The sequence below is a fragment of the Pseudomonas sp. BF-RE-21 genome (genome assembly GCF_019947305.1).
GTDB classification, from domain to species: Bacteria; Pseudomonadota; Gammaproteobacteria; order Pseudomonadales; family Pseudomonadaceae; genus Aquipseudomonas; species Aquipseudomonas migulae.
In genome coordinates, this window is record NZ_JAGYGF010000030.1 from 1 (window position 1) to 24,888 (window position 24,888).

Genomic DNA, 24,888 nt, shown 5'->3' on the forward strand with positions numbered 1-24,888 from the left:
CCTACAGGTTATGCGTCAGGTCATAAGATCAGAGGCAGGTAGCCAGCGCCGCCAAACGGCGCTTGGCGACAAAGTCGTCATGCTGCGCGTAGTAACTCAACGCCGTCCCTGACGCATCGGTGGTCACGTCCACAAAGGACTCCGCCGAACGCGTGTAAACGGTAGACCCACCCTTCTTACCCGGCTGCAAATAAGCGCCCGCATCGACGCCGAACACTGCCTCGTCCTGCCAGGCGAACTGCACGCACTGGGCGACGACCTTTTCCGGTTTGTCCGAAGTCAGGGTTTTGTACGGGGTGCCCGTGCGGGCATCGTTCATCACCGAACCGGCGCATCCCGCCAGCAACGTTGCGGCCAGCGCCACCATCAGAATTCGCATTGCGTGTGCTCATCAAGAAAAAGCGGACTGTATCACCGTGGGCCGGCGTATCGTTCTGCTTTACTTCATTTATACCGCGACACCGCGCCACGATTCGCGCACCCTGTCGCGCCAACCGCTGCATCGCCCCTGTTTTCGGGCTCATTTTTTTGGAACGTCCATGACACCCAACGCCGAATTCTACAAACCGACCGCTGAATATGCCGACAAGCTGATCAGCCAGATCGGCCAGACGCCTTCCTGGATCGCCAAGCGAATCGGCGTCACCGACAAGCGGATCCGTTACATCCTCGACGGCGAACGCACCGTCAAGGGCGAAACCACGCCGATCCAGATGACCTACTGCGAGCAGTTTGCCCTCGAATGCCTGGCCGCAGCGGCCAAGGCCAGCAAGAAGCAGTCCGTGTAACCCATTCTCAAGGAGCGACCATGGCGGCAACCGAACAGCTACACGAGCAGGCGCTGCAGAAGTTTCTAGATGAGCGACCTGAACTGCGCCACGAACTCGACAACCTCAACCCGCTGCTGGCTCAGGCCAAGGGCGAAACCGCGGCGCAATTTCGCGACGAGCGCTTGCATGAAGCGTTCGAAGCCGAGGCCGAACGCCTGGGGTTGTTTGCCTGGGAGCTGACCCTGCAACTGACCGCCGCGACACCGGAGGACTATGAAGCTCAACGCCTGAACGTACACCGGGAAGTGGCCGAGATGGCGGGGATGGACTGGCTGGAGTATTGCGAGTTATATGGTCTGATCCCATAACCGTCGCCGCACAAGGATCCCGCCACCGATGCTGCCTTCGTCCTCCACGACCCGCGCCAGTCCGGGGCATCTGCACACTCAGAAATGGCGCGGCCGCATCGGCCTGTCGCTGGTGGCCGCACTCTCGGTACTCGCCGGCATGACCGACGCTATCGGCTTCATGGCCAGCGGCGATTTCGTCTCCTTCATGAGCGGCAACACCACCCGCCTCGCCGTGGCGATCAGCGACGGCGACATGGGCCTGACCCTGCGCCTGCTGCTGCTCGTGGCCACGTTCATCCTCGGCAACGCCTTGGGCATTGTCGTCAGCCGGGTCGGCGGGCGCCGCGCGCTGCCCTTGCTGTTGTGCATCGCCATGTTGCTGTGTGCGGCAGCGGCCTGGCCTTATGACGAACAATTGCCAGCGCTGCTGGCAGCGATCATCGCGATGGGCATGCTCAATGCCGCCGTCGAAGAAGTGAATGGCCTGCCGGTGGGCCTGACTTACGTGACGGGCGCCCTGTCGCGCTTCGGTCGCGGCCTGGGACGCTGGATGCTCGGCGAGCGGCGCAATGGCTGGCGGGTGCAGTTGATCCCCTGGACCGGAATGTTTGCCGGCGCGGTGCTGGGGGCTGTGCTGGAGCATCATCTTGGACTCAGGGCGTTGTTTGTCAGCGGGTTGCTGGCGGGGGCGCTTGGAGTGTTGTCGTTGAGGATTCCAAGGCGTTGGCAGTTGGGGTATATGCCGCGTTGAGCGGCGTAGCACATTCAGCATTTATGTCGGCAGACAGACCGCCATCGCTGGCAAGCCAGCTCCTACAGGGGTTTTGTGGTGGGTCGAAGGCTTGTAAACGACACGAGACCTGTAGGAGCCAGCTTGCTGGCGATGGCGACAACTCGGTCCACGCCTTATCATGGCCGCAGTTTCGCTGATCGAGTCCGTCATGAAGTTCGCCATAGCGCTGTTTTCCGCCGCCCATGCGCCCTCCTCGCGCCGTGCCTTGTTGTTCGCCCAGGCTGCGCTGGCCGGCGGGCATGAGATTGTCCGGCTGTTTTTCTATCAGGATGGCGTCTACAACGCGTCCGCCAGCGTGGTCACGCCGCAGGATGAACTGGACCTGCCCAAGCAATGGCGCGCCTTTGTGGCCGAACATCAACTGGACGGCGTCGTCTGCATCGCCGCCGCCCTGCGTCGTGGCGTATTGAACGACGAAGAAGCCCAGCGTTATCAGCGCGAAGCGGTCGCCGTCGGCGCGCCGTGGGAATTGTCCGGTCTCGGTCAGTTGCATGACGCGGTGCAGGACGCCGACCGACTGATCTGTTTCGGAGGTGCGTGACATGCCTAAATCCTTGCTGATTATCAGCCGTCAGGCGCCGTGGTCCGGGCCGAGCGCACGTGAAGCACTGGACATCGTGCTGGCCGGTGGTGCCTTCGACCTGCCGATCGGCCTGCTGTTTCTTGATGACGGGGTGTTCCAGCTCGCGCCGAAACAGGACGCCAAGGCCCTGCAACAGAAAGACTTGAGCGCCAACCTGCAAGCGTTGCCGATGTTCGGCGTCGAAGACCTGTTCGTCTGTGGCGACAGCGCCGCTGAACGCGGCCTGGCCCCGGACAGCTTGTCGCTGGAGGACGCCCAGGTGCTGGCCGCCCGCGAAATCACCGCCCTTATTGACCGTTACGACCAGGTGATCACCCTCTGATGTCGACTTTGCATGTGTTGTCTCATTCCCCGTTCGGCGACGACCGCCTGAGCAGTTGCCTGCGCTTGATCGGCGCGAACGATGCGCTGCTGCTGACCGGTGACGCGGTGTATGCGTTGCAACCGGGCACCGCGCCCTTCAACGCACTGATCACCGGCAACCCGACGCTGTTCGTGTTGGCCGAAGACGCCCAGGCGCGTGCGGTGGAGGTTCCGGATACGGCCAAGGCGATCGATTATCCCGCCTTCGTCGAACTGTCGATTCACTACGACAAGGTCAACAGCTGGTTATGAATGCACTGACGGTCGGCGCCCGCGCCATCGAGTTGGACAAGGACGGTTTCCTGGTTGAACTGAGCGACTGGTCCGCCGACGTGGCCAGCGCCCTCGCCGCTGCCGAAGAAATCGAGTTGAGCCCCGAGCACTGGGAAATCCTCGAATTGCTGCGCAGCTTCTACGCCGAATTCCAGCTGTCCCCGGCCACCCGTCCGCTGATCAAGTACACAGCGTTGAAGCTCGGCCCGGAAAAAGGCAACAGCCTGCACCTGAACCGACTGTTCAAAGGCACCCCTGCCAAACTCGCCGCGAAACTGGCGGGCCTGCCCAAACCGACGAATTGCTTATGACCGATTATCCAGTGCTGACTCTAGAAACGCCCGCCGAACACCCCTTCGCCCAATTCGTGCGGATCCTCGGCAAAGGCAAGCGCGGCGCCCGCGACCTGACCCGCGAGGAAGCCCGCGAAGCCATGGGCATGGTGCTCGACGACAAGGTCGAAGACACTCAGCTCGGTGCGTTTCTGATGCTGCTGCGGCACAAGGAAGAAAGCGCCGAGGAAATGGCCGGCTTCACCGAAGCCCTGCGTGAGCGCTTGCAACCACCGGCCTTGAATGTCGATCTGGATTGGCCAACCTACGCTGGCAAGAAACGCCATCTGCCGTGGTATCTGCTGGCGGCCAAGTGCCTGGCGCAGAACGGCGTGAGGATTTTCATGCACGGCGGCGGCGCGCACACGGCCGGGCGGCTGTACAGCGAGCAACTGCTGGATGAGCTGAAGATCCCGTTGTGCCGCAACTGGCAACAGGTCGGCTTGGCGCTCGATAACGGCGGCTTGGCGTTCATGCCGCTGGTGGATTGGGCCCCGCAACTGCAACGCATGATCGACCTGCGCAACACCTTGGGCCTGCGCTCGCCGATCCACTCCCTGACGCGCATTCTCAATCCGTTGAACGCTCGCTGCGGCCTGCAAAGCATTTTCCACCCCGGCTACCAGGCGGTGCATCGCGATGCCAGCGGCTTGCTCGGCGACACCGCGATTGTGGTCAAGGGCGATGGCGGCGAGATCGAGATCAACCCCGACAACGACAGCCACCTTTACGGCACCACCGGCGGCGAGAGCTGGGATGAGGAATGGCCGCAGCTGTCGGCGCAACGCCATGTCAAACCCGCCTCTCTCGATCCCGAACATTTGAAAGCCGTATGGCGTGGCGACGTGGTCGACAGTTATCCGCAAATGGCGCTGATCTCGACCATGGCCCTCGCACTACGCGGCCTCGGCCAACCTCGCGAAATCGCCTTCGAAACAGCCCAGAAATATTGGGATGCACGGGACAGATCGATTTAACCGATCATAAGCGCCCAACCTTTGCGCTTTTTTATCGAACCTATCGGAATAGACTCCTCTCCAACGCTTATCGGTTGAGGAGTCTTGAACATGGGTTTGTTAGTCGAAGGTCGCTGGCATGACCAGTGGTACGAAAGCAGCAAGGACGGCGCGTTCCAGCGCGAACAGGCGCAGCGTCGAAACTGGCTGACGGCCGACGGCACGCCCGGCCCGACCGGTGTGGGTGGCTTTGCCGCCGAAGCGGGTCGTTATCACCTCTTCGTATCGCTCGCCTGTCCGTGGGCGCATCGCACACTGATCCTGCGCAAACTCAAAGGCCTTGAAAGCCTGATCGACGTGTCGGTGGTCAGTTGGCTGATGCTGGAAAACGGCTGGACCTTCGACAAGCACTTCGGCTCGACCGGCGACAAGCTCGATCACTTCAACTTCATGCACCAGCGCTATACCGCCGACACTGCCGACTACACGGGTCGCGTCACCGTGCCGGTGCTCTGGGACAAGCAGCAGAATCGCATCGTCAACAATGAATCGGCGGAGATCATCCGCATGTTCAACGGCGCATTCGATGACTTGACCGGCAATGACCTGGATTTCTATCCGGCGCCGTTGCGCGGCGAGATCGATGCGTTGAATGAGCGGATTTATCCGGCGGTGAACAACGGTGTGTACCGCGCCGGGTTCGCGACATCGCAGACGGCTTATGAAGAGGCGTTTGACGGGTTGTTTGCGGAACTGGATCGACTGGAACAGCTGTTAGACGCCAATCGTTATCTGGTGGGCGAATACCTGACTGAAGCGGACATTCGCCTGTTTACCACGCTGATCCGCTTTGACGCGGTGTATCACGGGCACTTCAAATGCAACCTGCGGCGGATTGCCGATTATCCGAACCTGTCGAACTGGCTGCGCGAGATTTATCAGTGGCCGGGGATTGCCGAGACGGTGGATTTTCAGCACATCAAGAACCACTACTATGGCAGCCACAAGACCATTAACCCGACCGGGGTTGTGCCGAAGGGGCCGGAGCAGGACTTTACCGTGGCGCATGATCGGGCGCGGTTGAGTGGGAAAGGGGTTTGGCGCAAGAACAGCGCCTGATCCGGGTTCTATTTCGATTTTGAGGCCCCCTTCGCGGGCAAGCCTCGCTCCTACAGGTTTTGTGTCCACCCGCAATCGTGCGAACAACATAAAATCTGTAGGAGCGAGGCTTGCCCGCGAAGGAAGCGACGCGGTCTTCAGACTTGCGCCTGAGCCCCCTCAAACCACGCCAGTTTCTCGCGCAACTGCACCACTTCCCCAACAATCACCAGCGTCGGTGCATGCACTTCATGCTCCGCCACCAATCGTGGAAGATCGGCCAAGGTGCCGGTAAACACCCGCTGATTCACCGTGGTGCCCTGCTGAATCAACGCCGCCGGCGTATCCGCTGCGCGACCATGCTTGATCAACTGCTCGCAGATGATCGGCAAGCCCACCAGCCCCATGTAGAACACCAGGGTTTGCGCCGGGGCGACCAGGTCACCCCACGGCAAATCGGTGGAACCGTCCTTCAGGTGCCCGGTGACAAATCGCACCGACTGCGCGTAATCGCGGTGGGTCAGCGGAATCCCGGCGTACGCCGCGCAACCGCTGGCCGCCGTGATGCCCGGCACCACCTGGAACGGGATGCCATGGGCCGCCAGTTCTTCGATCTCTTCACCGCCACGGCCGAAGATGAACGGATCACCGCCTTTCAACCGCACCACGCGCTTGCCCTGTTTGGCCAGGTCCACCAGTTGCTGGTTGATCTGATCCTGCGGCACGGCGTGATCGGCACGACGCTTGCCGACGTAGACCCGTTCAGCATCGCGACGGCACAAATCGAGAATCGCCGGCGCCACCAACCGGTCATACAGCACCACATCGGCTTGCTGCATCAGGCGCAAGGCGCGGAAGGTCAACAGGTCGGGATCGCCCGGCCCGGCACCGACCAGGTACACCTCACCCGTGGCAACCGGCGCTTCACCGCTGATTTTCGCCTGCATCATGCGCTCGGCTTCAGCGCCCTGCCCGGCCAGTTGCCGGTCGGCAATCGGGCCCTGGAACACATCTTCCCAAAACGCCCGACGCTGCTGTACATCCGGAAACAGGCCTTTGACCTGACTGCGAAAACGCGCAGCCAGACCGGCCAGTTGACCGTAGGTGGAAGGAATCCAGGTTTCGATCTTGGCGCGGATCAACCGCGCCAGCACCGGCGCATCGCCGCCACTGGAAACCGCGATGATCAGTGGCGAACGGTCGACGATTGCCGGGAAGATCACGCTGCACAAGGCTGGCGCATCCACCACGTTGACCGGCACGCAACGCCGATGAGCATCAGCGGAGACTTGTGCATTCAGCGGTTCATCATCGGTGGCGGCAATGATCAGCCCGCAGCCGTCCAGATCCGCTTCGACGTAGCCACGCAACAGGCACTCGCCACCGCTGCCGGCAACGAGTTCGCGCAGTTGCGGTTCGATTTCAGGCGCAACCACCCGCAGCAGCGCACCGGCTTCGGCCAGCAGGCGGGATTTGCGCAAGGCAATTTCCCCCCCACCGACGACCAACACACGACTGCCGCGAAGGTTGTGAAACAGCGGCAGATAGTCCATTTAGCCGATGACCTCGAGGCCACCCATGTACGGTTTCAGCACGTCCGGCACACGGATCGAACCGTCGGCCTGCTGGTAGTTTTCCAGCACGGCAACGAGGGTACGACCGACCGCCAGACCGGAACCATTCAGGGTGTGAACCAGTTCAGGCTTGCCGGTTTCCGGGTTGCGGAAACGCGCTTGCATGCGACGGGCCTGGAAATCGCCGCAGTTGGAGCACGACGAAATCTCGCGGTATTTGTCCTGGCTCGGGATCCACACTTCCAGGTCGTAGGTCTTGACGGCGCTAAAGCCCATGTCGCCGGTGCACAGCGCAAGAGTGCGATAAGGCAGTTCCAGCAATTGCAGGACTTTCTCGGCGTTGGCGGTCAGGCCTTCCAGCGCTTCCATCGAGGTCGATGGCTCAACGATCTGGACCATCTCGACCTTGTCGAACTGGTGCTGGCGAATCATGCCGCGGGTATCGCGACCCGACGCACCGGCTTCACTGCGGAAGCACGGCGTATGGGCGACGAACTTGATCGGCAGCAGTTTCGAATCGACGATTTCGCCGGCAACGATGTTGGTCAGCGACACTTCAGCGGTCGGGATCAGGTACAGATCGGCTTCGCCTTCGCGCGCAATCTTGAACAGGTCTTCTTCGAATTTCGGCAATTGGCCGGTGCCTTGCAGCGCCGGCGCCTGGACCAGATAAGGCGTGTAGGCCTCTTCGTAACCGTGCTCGCTGGTGTGCAGGTTGATCATGAACTGCGCCAGGGCGCGGTGCAGACGGGCGATCGGGCCACGCAACAGGGCGAAACGCGCGCCGGACAGCTTGGCGGCGGTTTCGAAGTCCAGCCAGCCGAATTTCTCGCCCAGGGCGACGTGGTCCTGGACCGGGAAATCGAACGCGGTCGGGGTACCCCAGCGGCGTACTTCAACGTTGCCGTCTTCGTCATCGCCGATTGGCACGGATTCGTGCGGCAGGTTCGGGATGCCGAGCAGGATCGAATCCAGATCTGTCTGAATCCCGTCCAGCTCGACTTTGCCGGCGCTCAATTCGTTGGCCATGCGCTCGACGTCCGCCATCAACGGCGCGATGTCTTCGCCGCGCTGCTTGGCCTGACCGATGGATTTGGAGCGCGCATTACGTTCAGCCTGCAGTGCTTCGGTGCGGGTCTGGACGGTCTTGCGCTGTTCTTCCAGCGCTTCGATGCGCGCAACATCCAGCGTGTAGCCACGGGATGCCAGGCGGTCCGCTACGTCCTGAAGGTTGCTACGTAACAGTTTGGAATCGAGCATGTCGGTCTCTCGTTATCAAAGTTTGGTCAAGGACAGGCCGGCCCAGGTGGCGAGCAGCCCGCCGAATACGCTGATGGCAGCATAGCCCAGGGCTAGTGGCACCTGCCCGCTTTCCAGCAGGCGCACCGTATCCAGTGAAAAGGATGAAAAAGTCGTCAGCCCCCCGAGGAAGCCGACAATCAGCCCGGCGCGCACTTCGAAAGGCACCTCCGGGCGAATCAAAAACAGACCGTATAGAACGCCGATCAGCAAACAGCCGACGATATTAACGGCCAGCGTCGCGGTATAGAAGTGCCGTGGCCAATTAGCGTTGACCCAGTTGCCAGTGGCGAAGCGCAACAGCGTGCCAGCGACCCCGCCGACGGAAACCGCAACAATCAATGGAAGCACTATTTTCTCCGCTGCCGGGGGCTTAAACGGTCAAGTTGCGCGAGGTGATTGAGCTTCTCGCCGATCTTCAGCTCCAGGCCTCGCGGCACTGGCTGATAGAACGGTTGCGGCTCAAGCTCTTCGGGGAAGTAGTCTTCGCCGGCAGCGTAGGCATCCGGCTCATCGTGGGCATAACGGTACTCGTCGCCGTAACCGAGTTGCTTCATCAGCTTGGTCGGGGCGTTGCGCAGGTGCAACGGCACTTCCAGCGAACCGTGTTCGGTGGCGCTGCGCATCGCGGCTTTGAAACCCATGTACACCGCGTTGCTTTTCGGCGCGCAGGCCAGATAAGTGATGGCCTGGGCAACCGCCAACTCGCCTTCCGGGCTGCCGAGGCGTTCCTGCACCTCCCACGCGGCCAGGCACAGGCTCAAGGCGCGGGGATCGGCGTTGCCGATGTCTTCGCTGGCCATGCGCACCACGCGCCGGGCGAGGTACAGCGGATCGCAACCGCCATCGATCATCCGTGCAAACCAGTACAACGCGCCATCCGGATTGGAGCCGCGCACCGATTTATGCAGCGCGGAAATCTGGTCGTAAAACGCTTCGCCGCCCTTGTCGAATCGGCGACGGGTATCGCCCAAAAGACTTTGCAGCAGATCGACGCCGATTTCGCTGTTGTCTTCGGCAAGGTCCGAGGCGTTTTCCAGCAGGTTGAGCAGGCGTCGACCATCGCCATCGGCGGCGGACAGCAGCATCTGAAAGCCTTCATCGCTGAGGGTCAGTTGCCGTTTGCCCAGGCCACGCTCTTCGGTGAGCGCACGATGCACCAGTTTGCGCAGCGCCGCTTCGTCGAGGCTTTTGAGCACGTAGACGCGCGCCCGGGAGAGCAAAGCGTTATTGAGTTCGAACGAGGGGTTTTCCGTGGTCGCGCCGATGAAAATCAGCGTGCCGTCTTCGACGTAGGGCAGGAAGGCGTCCTGCTGCGACTTGTTGAAGCGATGCACTTCGTCGACGAACAGGATGGTGCGTTTGCCGTACTGGCCGGCCTGTTGCTTGGCGATTTCCACCGCCTGGCGGATTTCCTTCACGCCGGCCAATACAGCCGAGACCGTTTCGAAGTGCGCATCCGAGACTTCCGCCAGCAACCGCGCCAGGGTGGTTTTGCCCACGCCCGGCGGGCCCCAGAAAATCATCGAATGCAGCGCACCCTGCTCCAGCGCTTCGCGCAAAGGCTTGCCGCGAGCGAGCACGTGTTCCTGACCGACGTACTCGTCCAGATTGGCCGCACGCAAACGGGCGGCCAAGGGCTGAGCTATCGGGGCGCTGCGAAACAGGTCCATCACTGCTTATGAAACCTCACTATGAACACCGCAATACCTGTAGGAGCCAGCTTGCTGGCGATGGCTGTTTATCATTCAACATTGATGTTGACTGACCCACCATCGCCAGCAAGCTGGCTCCTACAAGGGGCTGCGGTTTATTCCTGGATGATGTCCGCGCCTTTAGGGATGTCGAACTTGAACTTCGACGCCGGGATCGGCTCGTTGGCCTTCACGCCGGTAAACAGGATGTTGGTGCGCTGGCCGACGCTGTCGATCAGTTGCATGTCATTGACCAGGCCATTGCGGAACGACAGGCGCAGGCTGTCGAACAGGGTGTCCTTGGTCTTTGGCTTCAGCGTGAAATCGATCACGCCGCCAGCTTCCTTGGCGCTGATGGCGAAGCTCTGGCTGATCTTGGACACGTCACCGGACAACAGCAACGCCGGCGTCTGGCTCAGACGCAGATCGAGGGTCTTGATGGTGGCCTGTTCCAGGTCCGGGTCCCACAGGGTCACTTTCTTGCCGTCGGAAACCACGACTTGCTCAGCCGGCGCATCGGTGTGCCAGTAGAACAGGCCCGGGCGCTGCAGCGACATTTCACCGGCCGTTTCCTGCAACTGGGTGCCGCTGCCATCGAGGGTCAGCTGCGAGAAGCGTGCAGTCAGGGTCTGGGATTTTTCCAAGAGTTGGGTCAGACGTGCCACGTCCTTGTCATCGGCGTGGGCCGAGAGTGTGGTCAAAGCCAGAACCGGCAGCAACAGCATGCGGATAAGACGCATGGGAGTCCTCATAACATTCGTGGGGAGTACGATGACGCGTCACTGCACCATCGTTCAAAACATCAAATCAAATCAGTCGCGCACCGGGCCAGGCGCCAGGACTTCACGCGAACCGTTGGTGTTCATGGACGTCACGACCCCGGCCATTTCCATGGCTTCGATCATGCGTGCGGCGCGGTTGTAGCCGATCTTCAGCTTGCGCTGAACCGCAGAGATGGACGCGCGACGGCTTTCCAGTACGAACTGCACCGCTTCGTCGTACAGCGCATCGGTTTCAGCATCGTCATCACCGCCGCCACCGCCATTCTCAAAGCCGCTACCGGCCTCTTCGACACCGGCGAGGATGTCATCGTTGTATTCAGGCGCACCGCGCAGCTTCCAGGCTTCCACCACCCGGTGAACCTCGTCATCGGACACGAACGCACCATGCACACGAATCGGCAGGCTGGTGCCCGGCGGCATGTAGAGCATGTCACCGTGGCCCAGCAACTGCTCGGCACCACCCTGGTCGATGATGGTCCGCGAGTCGATCTTGCTCGACACCTGGAACGCCATGCGCGTCGGGATGTTCGCCTTGATCAGACCGGTGATCACGTCAACCGACGGACGCTGGGTCGCGAGGATCAAGTGGATACCGGCGGCACGGGCCTTCTGGGCGATACGGGCGATCAGCTCTTCAACCTTCTTGCCGACGATCATCATCATGTCGGCGAATTCGTCGACCACCACGACAATGGTCGGCAGCTTGGTCAGCAGCGGCGCTTCGTCGTGAATGCTTTCGCGCTTGTACAGTGGATCGCTCAGCGGCGTGCCGGCGTCCTGGGCTTCCTTGACCTTGGCGTTGAAGCCGGACAGGTTTCGCACGCCCATCTTCGCCATCAGTTTGTAGCGACGCTCCATCTCCGCCACGCTCCAGCGCAGGGCGTTGGCCGCGTCTTTCATGTCGGTCACGACCGGGCACAGCAGGTGCGGAATGCCTTCGTAGATCGACAGTTCAAGCATTTTCGGGTCGATCATGATCAGCTTGGCGTCTTCCGGGCCGGACTTGAACAGGATCGACAGAATCATCGCGTTCACACCCACCGACTTACCGGAACCGGTCGTACCGGCCACCAGCAAGTGCGGCATTTTGGCGAGGTCGGTGATGACCGGCTTGCCGCCGATGTCATGACCCAGGGCCAGGGTGACCGGGGATTTGAAGTTGTCGTACTCAGGCGTCGAGAGCACTTCGGAGAAGCGCACGATCTGCCGGTCTTCGTTGGGAATCTCGATACCGACGGTGGTCTTGCCCGGAATCACTTCCACCACCCGCACGCTGGTCACGGCCAGGGAACGCGCCAGGTCTTTCGCCAGGTTGGCGATACGGCTGACCTTGACCCCGGCGGCAGGCTGGATTTCGTAACGGGTAATCACCGGGCCCGGGTGGATCGAATCCACCGAGACTTCGACGCCGAATTCCTTGAGCTTGATTTCCAGCAAGTGGCCGACGGCTGCCAGCGACTCCGGGGAATAATTGAGTTGTTTCTTTTCCGCAGGATCGAGAATCGAGATCGGCGGCAAGGTGCCTTCGACGGCGCTGTCGACGAACAGCGGCGCCTGTTTCTCTTTTTCCACGCGCTGGCTTGGCGCGGCGGGTTTCGGCGGCGCGGGGGCAATCACCGGCGGGACCTGCTTCTCGCGGTCCGACATGTGTTTGCTCAGGGCTTGCTCACGCTCGATCAGGCGTTCCTTGACCTTGGCTTGCTCGCGCTTGTCGGTAACGGTCGGTGCGACCACCTCATGCACGCGATCATCGACTTCACGCAACTGCGCAACCAGCTGCTTGCGTTCGACACGGGCAGCCCACCAGCGGTTGGCCGCGCCCTGGAACACCTCGAACAGGTCGAGGGTGATCTTGCCGGTAACGTCCATCACCTTGAACCACGACAGGTCGGTGAACACCGTCAGGCCGAACAGGAACAACGCGATGAACAGCAAGGTGCTGCCCTGGATATTCAGTGCATTGCGGGCCAGATCGCCAAGGCTTTCGCCCAACGCGCCGCCCGCGCCGGCCGGCAGACCGGTCGGTGCATGGAAATGGATGTGGGCCAGGGCCGCGCCCGACAGCACCAGGAACACCAGGCCGATCAGGCGCCAGGAAAACAGCCAACCGCTCCACTGCCACGGCTCGTGGCGTTGACGGAAGATCTGGTAGGTCTTGACCGCCAGCAACAGCGGGAAAATGTAGGCGAAGTAACCCAGCACCATGAACAGGATGTCGGCACTGTAGGAGCCGACCGGTCCGCCAAAGTTCTGAACATCGTCGATCTTGCTGTTATGGCTCCAGCCCGGATCGTCCTTGCCGTAAGTCAACAAGGCCATCATCAGGAACAGGCACAGGCCGCCGATGGCGATCAATGCACCTTCCTTGAGCCGGTAGTGCAAATGCTGGCGCCAGAGCGGAACGACGGCTGGTTTAGGTGCTGCGGTGGATTTCTTCAAAACGCTTCTTTTCCTGCGCCTATGGCGCGTCCATCTGTTGAATGACTATAAAAAACTGCCCAATCCAGGCAGGTAAAAAAGTTAACCGGCGCAACTGGGACTACTTTTAACACTGCACTCCGGTTTTTATAAACACGGTGCGCACTGAATATTCAAGTGACCGGCACGCATTGTACGGGTTTGTTCGTACGATGCCATGCTGGCAGGCCATGGATCAGCATAGCTAACGGCGCACCGATTGCGATTCAATTTGAGCACGCATTCTCTTTCGTGACAAAGGCTTATGAGGTGTTTTATGAGCGAATCCAAGCATTGCCGCCTGATCATTCTGGGTTCCGGCCCTGCCGGTTACAGTGCAGCGGTTTATGCCGCCCGCGCCAACCTCAAACCTGTGGTCATTACCGGCATACAGGCAGGTGGCCAGCTCACCACCACCGTCGAAGTCGACAACTGGCCCGGTGACGTCGAAGGCCTGACCGGCCCGGTACTGATGGAACGCATGCAAAAACACGCCGAGCGCTTTGACACAGAGATCGTTTACGACCACATCCACACAGCCAAGTTGCAACAGCGCCCGTTCGAACTTATCGGCGACGGCGGCACTTATACGTGCGACGCACTGATTATTGCCACCGGCGCTTCGGCGCAGTATCTGGGTCTGCCCTCGGAAGAGGCCTTCGCCGGCAGAGGGGTTTCGGCCTGCGCAACGTGCGACGGCTTCTTCTACCGCAATCAGGTGGTCGCCGTAGTCGGTGGCGGCAATACCGCTGTTGAAGAAGCGTTGTATTTGTCCAATATCGCCAAGGAAGTCCACTTGATCCACCGACGCGACAAGTTGCGCTCGGAGAAAATCCTTCAGGACAAACTCTTCGAAAAAGCCGCCAACGGTAATATCCGTTTGCACTGGAACCAGAATCTCGATGAAGTGCTGGGCGACGCCAGCGGCGTGACCGGCGCCCGCCTGCGCGAAAGCCACAGCGGCGAAACCAGCGAGCTGTCGGTGGCCGGCGTGTTCATCGCCATTGGCCACAAGCCCAATACCGGGCTGTTTGAAGGCCAGCTGAAAATGCGTGACGGCTATCTGCTGATCAGAGGCGGCAGCGAAGGCGATGCCACCGCCACCGAGATCCCCGGCGTGTTCGCCGCAGGCGATGTGGCCGACCACGTTTATCGCCAGGCCGTCACTTCCGCCGGCGCCGGCTGCATGGCCGCACTCGACGCCGAGAAATACCTCGACGACATTCCGGCCGTTTGACGGCAAACTTCACGGTGGGCCCAACCGCCCACCACTGCCCTCCCCTTCTGTAAGCCCGGATGCCATGCTGACTTGGTTACAACGCAACACTCTGACCTTCCCACCGCTGGAAAAAGCCATGCGCGATCCCAACGGATTGCTGGCTGCGGGCGGCGATCTGTCCGCCGATCGTCTGATTCAGGCCTATCGCCATGGCTGCTTTCCGTGGTTTTCGGAAGGCCAGCCGATTCTCTGGTGGTCGCCGGATCCGCGTACCGTGCTGTTTCCCGACGAACTGCACGTCTCGCGCAGCCTCAGCAAGCTGCTGCGTCAGCAACGCTATCAAGTGACCTTTGATCAGGATTTTGCCGCAGTCATTCGCGCGTGCGCTGCACCGCGCGAATATGCCGACGGGACCTGGATCACCGAAGCGATGCAGAACGCCTACCTGGCGCTGCACCAGCGGGGCTACGCGCATTCGGTGGAGGTCTGGGATCAGGGGGAACTGGTCGGTGGGCTCTATGGCCTGGCGATGGGGCAGTTGTTTTTCGGCGAATCCATGTTCAGCCGCGCCGACAACGCCTCCAAATTCGGCTTTGCCACCCTGGTCAAACATCTGAAAGACTCGGGTTTCGTGCTGATCGACTGCCAGATGCCCACCGATCATTTGCACAGCCTGGGCGCCCGCGCCATTCCTCGTCGCGAGTTTGCCCGCTATCTTGCGCAGCATCTGGACCAACCCAGCCGTGCCACCTGGGTTTGCTGAGCGACTTTCGCGCGCGTGGCTTACACTTAATTCAAAGCTTATACCGAGGGTTGATCATGACCGAGTTGGCGCGTTTGAAGTTTTATGCCACTCAGCCCCACTCTTGCAGTTATCTGCCCGAGGAGCAGGCCACAACGCTGTTCCTCGACCCTAGCCAGCCCATGGATGTGCATGTCTATGCAGACCTGTCTGAAATGGGTTTTCGTCGCAGCGGCGATCATCTTTATCGGCCACATTGCCAGAATTGCAATGCGTGCGTGCCTGCGCGCATTCCAGTGGCGCAATTTTCGCCGAATCGTCAGCAGAAACGCATTTTCAAGCGCAATGCCGACGTGCAGGTGCGCCCGACCAAGCCGAAGTTCAGCGAAGAGTACTTCGACCTGTATCAGCGCTACATCGAACAGCGCCATGCCGATGGCGACATGTACCCGCCGAGTCGTGACCAGTTCTCGACCTTCCTGGTGCGTGACCTGCCATTTTCGCGTTTCTACGAATTTCGCCTGGAGGGCCAGCTGTTGGCGGTGGCGGTCACTGACTTGCTGCCGAACGGTCTGTCGGCGGTCTACACCTTCTACGAACCCTCTGAAGAACGCCGCAGCCTGGGGCGCTACGCGATTCTCTGGCAAATCGCCGAGGCCCAGCGCCTGGGGCTTGAAGCGGTCTACCTCGGATACTGGATCAAGAACTGCAAAAAAATGAGCTACAAGACCCAATATCGCCCGATCGAACTGTTGATTAATCAGCGCTGGGTCATCCTGAACTAGAACCCCTTGGCTTAAACCCCATTTTTCGGGCACAATGCACGCCGCTTTTGCCTGGCGCAGTTGCACCGGGCCATTCATTGGACACCGAGGGCTTTACTGCATGTCGAAAGAAGACAGCTTCGAAATGGAAGGCACTGTCGTCGACACCCTGCCCAACACCATGTTTCGCGTGGAGTTGGAAAATGGGCACGTCGTAACCGCGCATATCTCCGGCAAGATGCGCAAGAACTACATTCGTATTCTTACCGGTGACAAAGTGCGCGTCGAGCTGACGCCCTATGACTTGAGCAAAGGGCGCATCACTTACCGCGCTCGCTAATCAAGTCAATACAAGACGCCCGGCTTTTGCCGGGCGTTTTTGTTTGTCTGCGATTTGGTGTGGTGTGGTGTGGTGTGGTGTGAATATCCATTTTTTTGGTGATGGCTGGTATTGGTTTCGCTTTTACAGCGAGTCACTTTCGAAAAGCGCGAAAGTAACCAAAGCGCTTTTGCCCCTTTCGTTCGGTGGCTCGCTAAGGCTCGCCATGCCCTCGCTCCGGTCCTGCTCCGTGGGCCCGCCGCCATCGGCCATCCATGGCCGGGGGCGGCTAACCCGGCATCCATGCCGGGTTGCCCACTGCGCAGAACCTCCACTCGGCCTCTCGAGGGGGCGACCACCGCCACAGCCGCCGAGGCGGCCTGAAAGCCGACCTGGCTCTGCAGTTGTCCGCGTTGTCCTTCACTGCTGCGCTCACTCATTCCGAACATGTACACCAATCCCCTGTAGGAGCCGGCTTGCTGGCGATGGCGTCCTTTCAGGCGATAAATGCGCGACTGACCCACCGCTATCGCCAGCAAGCCGGCTCCTACAAGGGATTGGGTTCACACGACTCAAAATTGTAGGAGCCAGCTTGCTGGCGATGGACGCCAACGATAACGCGGGCTGTCTGAATGAACGCGTCGCCCAAACGCTTTTCGCCGGCAAGCCGGCTCCTACAAGGGATTGGGTTCACACGATTCAAAATTGTAGGAGCTGGCTTGCCAGCGATGGACGTCAACGATAACGCGGGGCTGTCTGAATGAACGCGTTGTCCAAACGATTTTCGCCGGCAAGCCGGCTCCTACAGGGATCGGCGTTTGCGTTTGCTTTTGATTTTCACCACTCATCAGGCCGAGCGTTAGCTCGCCTTCAGCTTTTGATCTGAGCGCCCCCTCGAGAGGCCGAGTGCAGGTTCTGCGCAGTGGGCAACCCGGCATGGATGCCGGGTTAGCCGCCCCCGGCCATGGATGGCCGATGGCGGCGGGCCCACGGAGCAGGACCGGAGCGAGGGCATGCCGAGCCATGGCGAGGCACCGAACGAAAGGGGCAAGAGCCCTTGGTTACTTGGGGCCCTTCCAAGTGACTCGCCGTAAGGGCGAAACCAATAGCCGCCGTTACCAAAAAAACGGATCTGCCCCCAAACCAAGCAGCCAACAAAAAAGGCGCCCGAAGGCGCCTTTCGCTTTACAACAGATCAACAACCGTCAGGCCATTTCAGCCGTGGTTTCAAACTCGAAGGTCAGCTCGCCGTCCTTCAGATCGATATGCACCACGCCACCATGGTCAGCCAGCTCGCCAAAGAGAATCTCTTCCGCCAGCGGACGCTTGATCTTGTCCTGAATCAAACGCGCCATCGGCCGAGCGCCCATTGCCGAGTCGTAGCCACCTGCCGCCAGCCAGCTGCGCGCCGCGTCGGTCACTTCCAGCTGCACGCGCTTGTCTTCCAACTGCGCCTGAAGCTCGGTAAGGAACTTGTCCACCACGCTTTTGATGACCTCATGACTGAGGCGACCAAACTGGATAATGGTGTCCAGACGGTTGCGGAACTCCGGCGTGAAGCTCTTCTTGATCACTTCCATCGCATCGGACGAGTGGTCCTGATGGGTGAAACCGATCGAAGCACGCGCTGCGGTTTCGGCACCGGCGTTGGTCGTCATGATGACGATCACGTTACGGAAGTCCGCCTTGCGCCCGTTGTTATCGGTCAGCGTACCGTGGTCCATGACCTGCAACAGCAGGTTGAAGACTTCCGGATGCGCCTTCTCGATTTCATCGAGCAACAGCACGCAGTGAGGCTGCTTGGTAATGGCTTCGGTCAGCAGACCGCCCTGATCAAACCCGACGTAGCCAGGAGGCGCACCGATCAGACGCGATACGGTGTGGCGCTCCATGTACTCGGACATGTCGAAACGAACCAGCTCGATACCCAACGCCTTGGCCAACTGACGCGCCGCTTCGGTTTTACCGACACCGGTCGGGCCTGCGAACAGGAACGAACCGACAGGCTTGTCAGGCGACTTGAGGCCGGCACGGGACAGTTTGATCGCAGTCGACAGCGAGTCGATTGCGGCATCCTGACCAAACACCGTCAGCTTCAGGTCACGCTCAAGGTTACGCAGCAGCTCTTTGTCGGAGCTGGTGACGTGTTTTGGCGGAATCCGCGCGATTTTCGCGACGATGTCCTCGACCTGAGGCACTTCGATGCGTTTCACGCGTTTCTCGATCGGCTGCAGACGCTGGTAGGCGCCCGCCTCGTCGATCACGTCGATGGCCTTGTCCGGCATGTGCCGGTCATTGATGTAACGCGAGGCCAGTTCGGCAGCGGCGCGCAGGGCTTCATCACTGTATTCGATATTGTGATGGAGCTCGAAACGCCCTTTCAGGCCACGCAGGATGCCGATGGTGTCTTCCACCGACGGTTCCGATACATCGACTTTCTGGAAGCGTCGCGCCAGGGCACGGTCCTTCTCGAAGATGCCGCGAAATTCCTGGAAGGTGGTCGAACCGATGCAACGGATGTCACCGGACGACAGCAGCGGCTTGAGCAGGTTCGAGGCATCCATGACGCCACCGGACGCGGCACCCGCACCGATGATGGTGTGAATTTCGTCGATGAACAGGATCGCCTGCGGACGTTTTTTCAGTTCATTGAGCAACGCCTTGAAGCGCTTCTCGAAATCGCCGCGGTATTTGGTCCCGGCCAGCAAGGCGCCCAGATCGAGGGAATACACCACGCTGTTGGCCAGCAGGTCCGGCACCTGGTTGTCGACAATACGTTTGGCCAGGCCTTCGGCAATCGCGGTTTTACCCACGCCCGCCTCGCCCACCAGCAGCGGGTTGTTTTTGCGTCGACGCGCGAGGATCTGCGCGACACGCTCGACTTCGAGCTCACGACCTACCAACGGATCGATACGACCCTGGCGCGCGAGTTCGTTGAGGTTACTGGCATAAGCATCCAGAGGATTGCCTGAAGAAGAAGACTCACCGCCCTCGTCGTCCTGCATATCTTGCTCACCTTCAGAGTGATCGCCATGCCCCGGCACTTTGGAAATGCCGTGTGCGATGTAGTTGACGACATCAATGCGTGCAACGCTCTGCTGTTTCAGCAGGAACACTGCCTGACTTTCTTGCTCACTGAAGATCGCAACCAGCACGTTGGCGCCAGTCACTTCGCGTTTGCCCGAGCTCTGTACGTGGAAAACAGCACGCTGCAGAACACGCTGGAAGCCCAGGGTAGGTTGGGTCTCGCGATCCTCATCATGAATAGGGATCAACGGCGTGGTGGAGTCGATGAACTCCTGCAGATCATGCTTGAGTTTGTCGAGGTTGGCGCCGCAGGCACGCAAAACGGTGGCGGCAGCCTCATTGTCCAATAAGGCCAGCAGAAGATGTTCGACGGTCATGAATTCATGACGCTTCGAACGGGCCTCCTTGAAGGCAAGATTGAGGGTGACTTCGAGCTCGCGGTTTAACATAGCTTCACCTCATACCCAAGTGGTCGGCGATTAACCGTCCTTCTCGATTTCACAGAGTAGCGGATGCTGGCTTTCCCTGGCGTACTGGTTGACCTGCATGGCCTTGGTCTCGGCAATGTCGCGGGTAAACACTCCACATACTGCCCGTCCTTCTGTGTGGACGGCCAGCATGACCTTGGTCGCCAGCTCGCGATTCAGGTTAAAAAACACCTCGAGCACTTCGACGACGAAATCCATCGGTGTGTAGTCATCATTAAACAAAACCACCTTGTACATCGGCGGCGCCTGTAAAGCAGGCTTGGCCTCCTGAACAGCAATGCCTGCGGAATCGTCGTCGTGTAAATCAGGGCGATCCTGATTGAATGTTAGTCGAATCTGGCTGATTGCATGCATGGAAAGAAAGGTTCGTCAGTTGTGCGAATACAGTAGTGGGGACGGTTATGAACGATTTCAATACCGACTGCCGGGTCACCTTGACTATCGGCAAAACGGTGTTACAACCAATAGAGCCCACAGTGGGTAAAAAAGGTCCGCGGAGTCAATCTTATTTACAGGATTCGACTGCGGATGTACTGGATGATACTCCAGTGATGGAGTCTGTTGCAGAGGGATATGAGCATGGCTGTCGGTAAGGTGAAATGGTTCAACAATGCCAAGGGATTCGGTTTCATCAACACCGACGCCCGCGAAGGGCAGGACGAGGACGGTAAAGAGATCGATTTCTTTGCCCATTATTCCGCCATTGAAATGGACGGCTACAAAACCCTCAAGGCTGGACAAATCGTGAGCTTCGAGATCATTCAGGGCCCCAAAGGGTTGCATGCCGTGGAGATCAAGGATGCGACCACCAAGAATGAACAGACTGTCGCTGCCAATTTGCAGGAAACCGTGCCGAACTGAAGCCACTGTCATCCCGGCATAAAAAAACCGCCCGAAGGCGGTTTTTTTGTGCCGATTCGCTTACATGTGCGAAATCAGTGCATCGCCAAACCCGGAAGAAGACACCAGCTTCGCGCCGTCCATCAGACGTTCGAAGTCATAGGTCACGGTCTTCGCGGAAATCGCGCCGTTGGTGCCCTTGATGATCAGGTCGGCCGCTTCGGTCCAGCCCAGGTGACGCAACATCATCTCGGCGGACAGGATCAGCGAGCCCGGGTTGACCTGGTCCTTGCCGGCGTACTTCGGCGCAGTACCGTGGGTCGCTTCGAACATGGCGATGGTGTCGGACAGGTTGGCACCCGGCGCGATACCGATACCGCCCACTTCCGCCGCCAGGGCGTCGGAGAGGTAGTCGCCGTTCAGGTTCAGGGTCGCGATCACATCGTATTCGGCCGGGCGCAGCAGGATCTGCTGGAGCATGGCGTCGGCGATGGCATCCTTGACGATGACGTTCTTGCCGGTTTTCGGGTTCTTGAACTGCATCCACGGACCGCCATCGAGCAGGGTCGCGCCGAACTCTTCAGCCGCCACTTCGTAGGCCCATTCCTTGAAGGCACCTTCGGTGAACTTCATGATGTTGCCTTTGTGCACGATGGTCAGCGAGTCGCGGTCGTTGTCGACCACGTACTGCAGGGCCTTGCGCGCCAGACGCTTGGTGCCTTGCAGGGACACCGGCTTGACGCCGATACCGCAGTTTCCGTCGAAACGGATCTTGGTGACGCCCATTTCTTCTTTGAGGAACTTGATGACCTTGGTCGCTTCCGGCGAACCGGCCTTCCACTCGATACCGGCATAAATGTCTTCCGAGTTTTCACGGAAGATGGTCATGTCGACGTCGCCTGGCTTCTTGACCGGGCTAGGCACGCCTTCGAACCAGCGCACCGGGCGCAGGCACACGTACAGGTCGAGTTGCTGACGCAGGGCCACGTTCAGGGAACGAATGCCGCCGCCGACCGGCGTGGTCAGAGGGCCCTTGATGGAAACAACGTAATCCTTGACCGCGTCCAGGGTTTCCTGAGGCAGCCAGGTGTCCTGATCGTAAACCTGAGTTGCTTTCTCCCCGGCGTAGACTTCCATCCAGGAAATTTTGCGCTCGCCGCCGTAAGCCTTCTTAACAGCAGCATCGACAACCTTGATCATGACCGGGCTGATATCAACGCCAATACCATCGCCTTCGATGAAGGGGATGATCGGGTTGTTAGGAACATTGAGAGAATGGTCCGCGTTGACGGTGATTTTGTCGCCGACTGCTGGAACCTGAATCTTCTTGTATCCCATGCTGAACTCCATTGTTTGGATTGAACATCTGGCTTCGTCCGAGCGTACCCCAGTTAAATCGGCGCGCAAACCCTATGTTCTGCCCATCGACTGCAAAGCTGCGCAGTTCGTGTTCTACAAGCCTGAAAGCAAAGGGAAAAGCGCCAAACTCAAGCACGGCCAACGACTCTACGCCCTGCACTCCCCTGCGACCTTTAGACCAATGGACGACAATCGTTACGTATGAACCATCGGCAGATTGCCAGCTACCTATGTATAATGCCGCCCGCTGACCACAGAGTCACGACGGCCGACCTCTCTAGCACGAGACTTTGGACCCGAAAAAGCAGGACTGTTACCGCAGTCCACCCGCTTGACGCTCGACTGATGCACCCAACATCACCGCGCACAAATCTCGACATTCGGCTCATGGATGACTTTGAACGAACGCGCTTACCCGGCGCCCCTCGAGTTTCTGCGCACGCTTTAGCAAAGAAGAGAGAGTTAATCCGAATATGCCCACCCGCTCGAAGATCATCTATACCTTCACCGACGAAGCCCCAGCCCTCGCCACCTATTCACTGTTGCCTATCGTAGAAGCGTTCACCGCTTCGGCTGATATCGCCGTTGAAACCCGCGATATTTCTCTTGCAGGGCGCATCCTGGCCAGCTTCCCCGAGCAATTGGGTGACAAAGCCGTAGCCGACCACCTCGCCGAACTGGGCGACCTGGCCGTTACGCCAGAAGCCAACATCATCAAGCTGCCGAACATCAGTGCTTCGGTTCCGCAACTGCAGGCCGCGATCAAAGAGCTGCAAGCCCAGGGCTTCGCACTGCCGGACTACCCGGAAACCGTGACCAGCGACGCCGACAAAGAAGCCAAGTCGCGTTACGACAAGATCAAGGGCAGCGCCGTGAACCCGGTTCTGCGCGAAGGCAACTCCGATCGTCGTGCCCCGCTGTCGGTCAAGAACTACGCTCGCAAGCACCCGCACAAAATGGGCGCCTGGGCTGCGGACTCCAAGTCCCACGTCGCGCACATGAGCACCGGCGATTTCTACGGCAGCGAAAAAGCCGCCCTGATCGACGCCGCTGACGCCGTCAAAATCGAACTGATCGCTCAAGACGGCACCACCACCGTCCTGAAAGAAAAGACCACCGTGCAAGCCGGTGAGATCCTCGATTGCGCGGTCATGAGCAAAAACGCTCTGCGCAGCTTCATCGCTGCCGAGATCGAAGACGCCAAAGCCAAGGGCGTGCTGCTGTCGGTTCACCTGAAAGCCACCATGATGAAGGTCTCCGACCCGATCATGTTCGGCCAGATCGTTGCCGAGTTCTATAAAGACGCACTGGCCAAGCACGCTGACGTGCTGGCACAGATCGGCTTCAACCTGAACAACGGCATCGGCGACCTGTACGCTCGCATCAAGGCTTTGCCTGCCGAGCAACAAGCGCAGATCGAAGCGGACATCCAGGCGGTCTACGCCGTTCGTCCGTCGTTGGCCATGGTCAACTCCGACAAAGGCATCACCAACCTGCACGTGCCGAGCGACGTAATCGTCGACGCCTCGATGCCGGCGATGATCCGTGACTCCGGCAAAATGTGGGGCACCGACGGTCAGTTGCACGACACCAAGGCTGTGATCCCAGATCGCTGCTACGCCACCATCTACCAGGCCGTTATCGAAGACTGCAAGCTGCACGGCGCTTTCGATCCGACCACCATGGGCAGCGTGCCAAACGTTGGCCTGATGGCGAAAAAAGCCGAAGAGTACGGCTCGCACGACAAGACTTTCCAGATCAAGACCAACGGCGTTGTCCGCGTGACGGACAGCAAAGGCACCTTGTTGCTGGAGCAGTCGGTTGAAGCCGGCGATATCTTCCGCATGTGCCAGACCAAAGACGCGCCGATCCAGGACTGGGTCAAACTGGCCGTCAACCGTGCTCGCGCAAGCAGCACCCCGGCGATTTTCTGGCTGGACCCAATGCGCGCTCACGACGGCGTAGTGATCGAGAAAGTTCAGGCTTACCTGAAGGATCACGACACCTCCGGCCTGGACATCCGCATCATGTCGCCAGTCGACGCGATGGCCTTCACCCTGGGCCGCACCCGCGAAGGCAAGGACACCATCTCGGTGACCGGCAACGTACTGCGCGACTACCTGACCGACCTGTTCCCGATCATGGAACTGGGCACCAGCGCCAAGATGCTGTCGATCGTTCCGCTGATGAACGGCGGCGGTCTGTTCGAAACCGGCGCCGGCGGTTCGGCACCGAAGCACGTTCAGCAGCTGCTGGAAGAGAACTTCCTGCGCTGGGATTCCCTGGGCGAGTTCCTCGCACTGGCCGCTTCCCTTGAGCACCTGGGCGTTACTTACAACAACCCTAAGGCGCTGGTTCTGGCCAAGACCCTGGACCAGGCCACCGGCCAGTTCCTGGACAACAACAAGTCGCCATCGCGTAAAGTCGGCAACATCGACAACCGCGGCAGCCACTTCTACCTGGCGCTGTACTGGGCTCAGGCCCTGGCCGCCCAGACTGAAGACGCTGCACTGCAAGCGCAGTTCGGCGAGCTGGCAAAAACCCTGACCGAGAACGAGGCGACCATTGTTGCCGAGCTCAACGCCGTTCAGGGCAAGCCAGTGGACATCGGCGGTTACTACCACGCCAATGCCGAGCTGATCAGCAAGGCCATGCGCCCAAGCAACACTTTCAACGCGGCTATCGCTGCGCTGGTTTAAGGTTGTAAGGATGCAAAGAAGCCCCGGCCCAGTGCCGGGGTTTCTGTTTCTACAGGCTGACCACAACCTTGTAGGAGCCGGCTTGCCGGCGATAGCGGTTTATCATT

Annotated in this window: 26 protein-coding genes; 16 read left to right on the plus strand and 10 right to left on the minus strand. The window is 59.8% G+C overall.

Going from position 1 to position 24,888, the window contains the following annotated elements; translation table 11 throughout:
• Positions 1-28: 28 nt before the first annotated feature.
• Complete coding sequence (locus tag KGB25_RS18875; protein ID WP_008029480.1) at positions 29-379, minus strand: hypothetical protein; 351 nt, start codon at positions 377-379, stop codon at positions 29-31.
• 160 nt (positions 380-539) lie between these two features.
• On the opposite strand from KGB25_RS18875, the gene KGB25_RS18880 reads away from it, so the two are divergent.
• The 9 genes from KGB25_RS18880 (at position 540) to KGB25_RS18920 (ending at position 5,539) form a co-directional block, all read left to right on the plus strand.
• Complete coding sequence (locus tag KGB25_RS18880) at positions 540-788, plus strand: hypothetical protein (protein WP_008045271.1); 249 nt, start codon at positions 540-542, stop codon at positions 786-788.
• A 20-nt stretch (positions 789-808) separates the two neighbouring features.
• Positions 809-1,138 carry a DUF6388 family protein gene (locus KGB25_RS18885; protein WP_223436212.1) on the plus strand — a complete coding sequence of 110 codons (330 nt, stop codon included), beginning with the start codon at positions 809-811 and terminating at the stop codon, positions 1,136-1,138.
• Positions 1,139-1,166: 28 nt separating this feature from the next.
• Positions 1,167-1,871: a YoaK family protein gene (locus KGB25_RS18890; protein WP_008029486.1), complete on the plus strand. Its 705-nt coding sequence runs from the start codon at positions 1,167-1,169 to the stop codon at positions 1,869-1,871.
• Between the two features lie 190 nt (positions 1,872-2,061).
• Complete coding sequence (tusD, locus tag KGB25_RS18895) at positions 2,062-2,454, plus strand: sulfurtransferase complex subunit TusD (RefSeq protein ID WP_223416604.1); 393 nt, start codon at positions 2,062-2,064, stop codon at positions 2,452-2,454.
• A 1-nt stretch (position 2,455) separates the two neighbouring features.
• Complete coding sequence (gene tusC / locus KGB25_RS18900; RefSeq protein ID WP_223416597.1) at positions 2,456-2,818, plus strand: sulfurtransferase complex subunit TusC; 363 nt, start codon at positions 2,456-2,458, stop codon at positions 2,816-2,818.
• Positions 2,818-3,111: a sulfurtransferase complex subunit TusB gene (tusB, locus tag KGB25_RS18905; protein WP_008043791.1), complete on the plus strand. Its 294-nt coding sequence runs from the start codon at positions 2,818-2,820 to the stop codon at positions 3,109-3,111. The genes tusC and tusB overlap by 1 nt, the downstream gene beginning before the upstream one ends.
• Positions 3,108-3,443, plus strand: a complete 336-nt coding sequence (locus KGB25_RS18910; protein WP_223436214.1) for a TusE/DsrC/DsvC family sulfur relay protein — start codon at positions 3,108-3,110, stop codon at positions 3,441-3,443. Before tusB ends, KGB25_RS18910 begins: the two co-directional genes overlap by 4 nt.
• Positions 3,440-4,441: a glycosyl transferase family protein gene (locus KGB25_RS18915; protein WP_223436216.1), complete on the plus strand. Its 1,002-nt coding sequence runs from the start codon at positions 3,440-3,442 to the stop codon at positions 4,439-4,441. Before KGB25_RS18910 ends, KGB25_RS18915 begins: the two co-directional genes overlap by 4 nt.
• 90 nt (positions 4,442-4,531) lie before the next feature.
• Positions 4,532-5,539, plus strand: a complete 1,008-nt coding sequence (locus tag KGB25_RS18920) for a glutathione S-transferase family protein (RefSeq protein WP_223436219.1) — start codon at positions 4,532-4,534, stop codon at positions 5,537-5,539.
• Positions 5,540-5,676: 137 nt separating this feature from the next.
• On the opposite strand, the gene cysG is transcribed toward KGB25_RS18920, so the two are convergent.
• From cysG to KGB25_RS18950, 6 genes are all read right to left on the minus strand, one after another.
• On the minus strand, positions 5,677-7,071 hold the full coding sequence (gene cysG, locus KGB25_RS18925) for a siroheme synthase CysG (RefSeq protein ID WP_008029501.1): 1,395 nt from the start codon (positions 7,069-7,071) through the stop codon (positions 5,677-5,679).
• Positions 7,072-8,352, minus strand: coding sequence for a serine--tRNA ligase (gene serS, locus KGB25_RS18930; RefSeq protein ID WP_008043810.1), 1,281 nt, complete (start codon positions 8,350-8,352; stop codon positions 7,072-7,074).
• Between the two features lie 15 nt (positions 8,353-8,367).
• Complete coding sequence (gene crcB / locus KGB25_RS18935) at positions 8,368-8,742, minus strand: fluoride efflux transporter CrcB (protein ID WP_008029503.1); 375 nt, start codon at positions 8,740-8,742, stop codon at positions 8,368-8,370.
• Positions 8,742-10,064, minus strand: a complete 1,323-nt coding sequence (locus KGB25_RS18940) for a replication-associated recombination protein A (protein WP_008029505.1) — start codon at positions 10,062-10,064, stop codon at positions 8,742-8,744. The genes crcB and KGB25_RS18940 overlap by 1 nt, the downstream gene beginning before the upstream one ends.
• A gap of 137 nt (positions 10,065-10,201) precedes the next feature.
• Complete coding sequence (lolA, locus tag KGB25_RS18945; RefSeq protein ID WP_008029508.1) at positions 10,202-10,825, minus strand: outer membrane lipoprotein chaperone LolA; 624 nt, start codon at positions 10,823-10,825, stop codon at positions 10,202-10,204.
• Positions 10,826-10,897: 72 nt separating this feature from the next.
• On the minus strand, positions 10,898-13,306 hold the full coding sequence (locus KGB25_RS18950) for a DNA translocase FtsK (protein WP_192418736.1): 2,409 nt from the start codon (positions 13,304-13,306) through the stop codon (positions 10,898-10,900).
• Positions 13,307-13,601: 295 nt separating this feature from the next.
• On the opposite strand from KGB25_RS18950, the gene trxB reads away from it, so the two are divergent.
• From trxB to infA, 4 genes are all read left to right on the plus strand, one after another.
• A complete protein-coding gene (gene trxB / locus KGB25_RS18955) occupies positions 13,602-14,561 on the plus strand; it encodes a thioredoxin-disulfide reductase (protein ID WP_008029514.1) in 960 nt (319 codons plus the stop codon).
• A 64-nt stretch (positions 14,562-14,625) separates the two neighbouring features.
• Positions 14,626-15,306: a leucyl/phenylalanyl-tRNA--protein transferase gene (aat, locus tag KGB25_RS18960; RefSeq protein ID WP_008043823.1), complete on the plus strand. Its 681-nt coding sequence runs from the start codon at positions 14,626-14,628 to the stop codon at positions 15,304-15,306.
• A 56-nt stretch (positions 15,307-15,362) separates the two neighbouring features.
• Positions 15,363-16,070, plus strand: a complete 708-nt coding sequence (locus tag KGB25_RS18965) for an arginyltransferase (RefSeq protein WP_008029519.1) — start codon at positions 15,363-15,365, stop codon at positions 16,068-16,070.
• 100 nt (positions 16,071-16,170) lie between these two features.
• Complete coding sequence (gene infA, locus KGB25_RS18970) at positions 16,171-16,389, plus strand: translation initiation factor IF-1 (RefSeq protein WP_002553999.1); 219 nt, start codon at positions 16,171-16,173, stop codon at positions 16,387-16,389.
• Positions 16,390-17,573: 1,184 nt separating this feature from the next.
• Here infA and clpA read toward each other — a convergent pair.
• Positions 17,574-19,844 (minus strand): ATP-dependent Clp protease ATP-binding subunit ClpA, encoded by a 2,271-nt coding sequence (clpA, locus tag KGB25_RS18975; RefSeq protein WP_008033994.1) that lies wholly within the window; start codon positions 19,842-19,844, stop codon positions 17,574-17,576.
• A gap of 30 nt (positions 19,845-19,874) precedes the next feature.
• Positions 19,875-20,237 carry an ATP-dependent Clp protease adapter ClpS gene (gene clpS / locus KGB25_RS18980; RefSeq protein ID WP_015094394.1) on the minus strand — a complete coding sequence of 121 codons (363 nt, stop codon included), beginning with the start codon at positions 20,235-20,237 and terminating at the stop codon, positions 19,875-19,877.
• Between the two features lie 225 nt (positions 20,238-20,462).
• Here clpS and KGB25_RS18985 point away from each other — a divergent pair, with 225 nt between their 5' ends.
• On the plus strand, positions 20,463-20,744 hold the full coding sequence (locus KGB25_RS18985; RefSeq protein ID WP_317850751.1) for a cold shock domain-containing protein: 282 nt from the start codon (positions 20,463-20,465) through the stop codon (positions 20,742-20,744).
• Between the two features lie 60 nt (positions 20,745-20,804).
• On the opposite strand, the gene icd is transcribed toward KGB25_RS18985, so the two are convergent.
• Positions 20,805-22,061 (minus strand): NADP-dependent isocitrate dehydrogenase, encoded by a 1,257-nt coding sequence (gene icd, locus KGB25_RS18990; RefSeq protein ID WP_223436221.1) that lies wholly within the window; start codon positions 22,059-22,061, stop codon positions 20,805-20,807.
• Here icd and KGB25_RS18995 point away from each other — a divergent pair.
• Together KGB25_RS18995 and KGB25_RS19000 are read left to right on the plus strand one after the other, a co-directional pair.
• Positions 22,060-22,287, plus strand: a complete 228-nt coding sequence (locus KGB25_RS18995) for a hypothetical protein (protein WP_032829130.1) — start codon at positions 22,060-22,062, stop codon at positions 22,285-22,287. The two genes, icd and KGB25_RS18995, sit on opposite strands and share 2 nt — an antisense overlap.
• A gap of 268 nt (positions 22,288-22,555) precedes the next feature.
• Positions 22,556-24,781, plus strand: a complete 2,226-nt coding sequence (locus tag KGB25_RS19000; RefSeq protein ID WP_207286634.1) for an NADP-dependent isocitrate dehydrogenase — start codon at positions 22,556-22,558, stop codon at positions 24,779-24,781.
• Positions 24,782-24,888 lie beyond the last annotated feature (107 nt).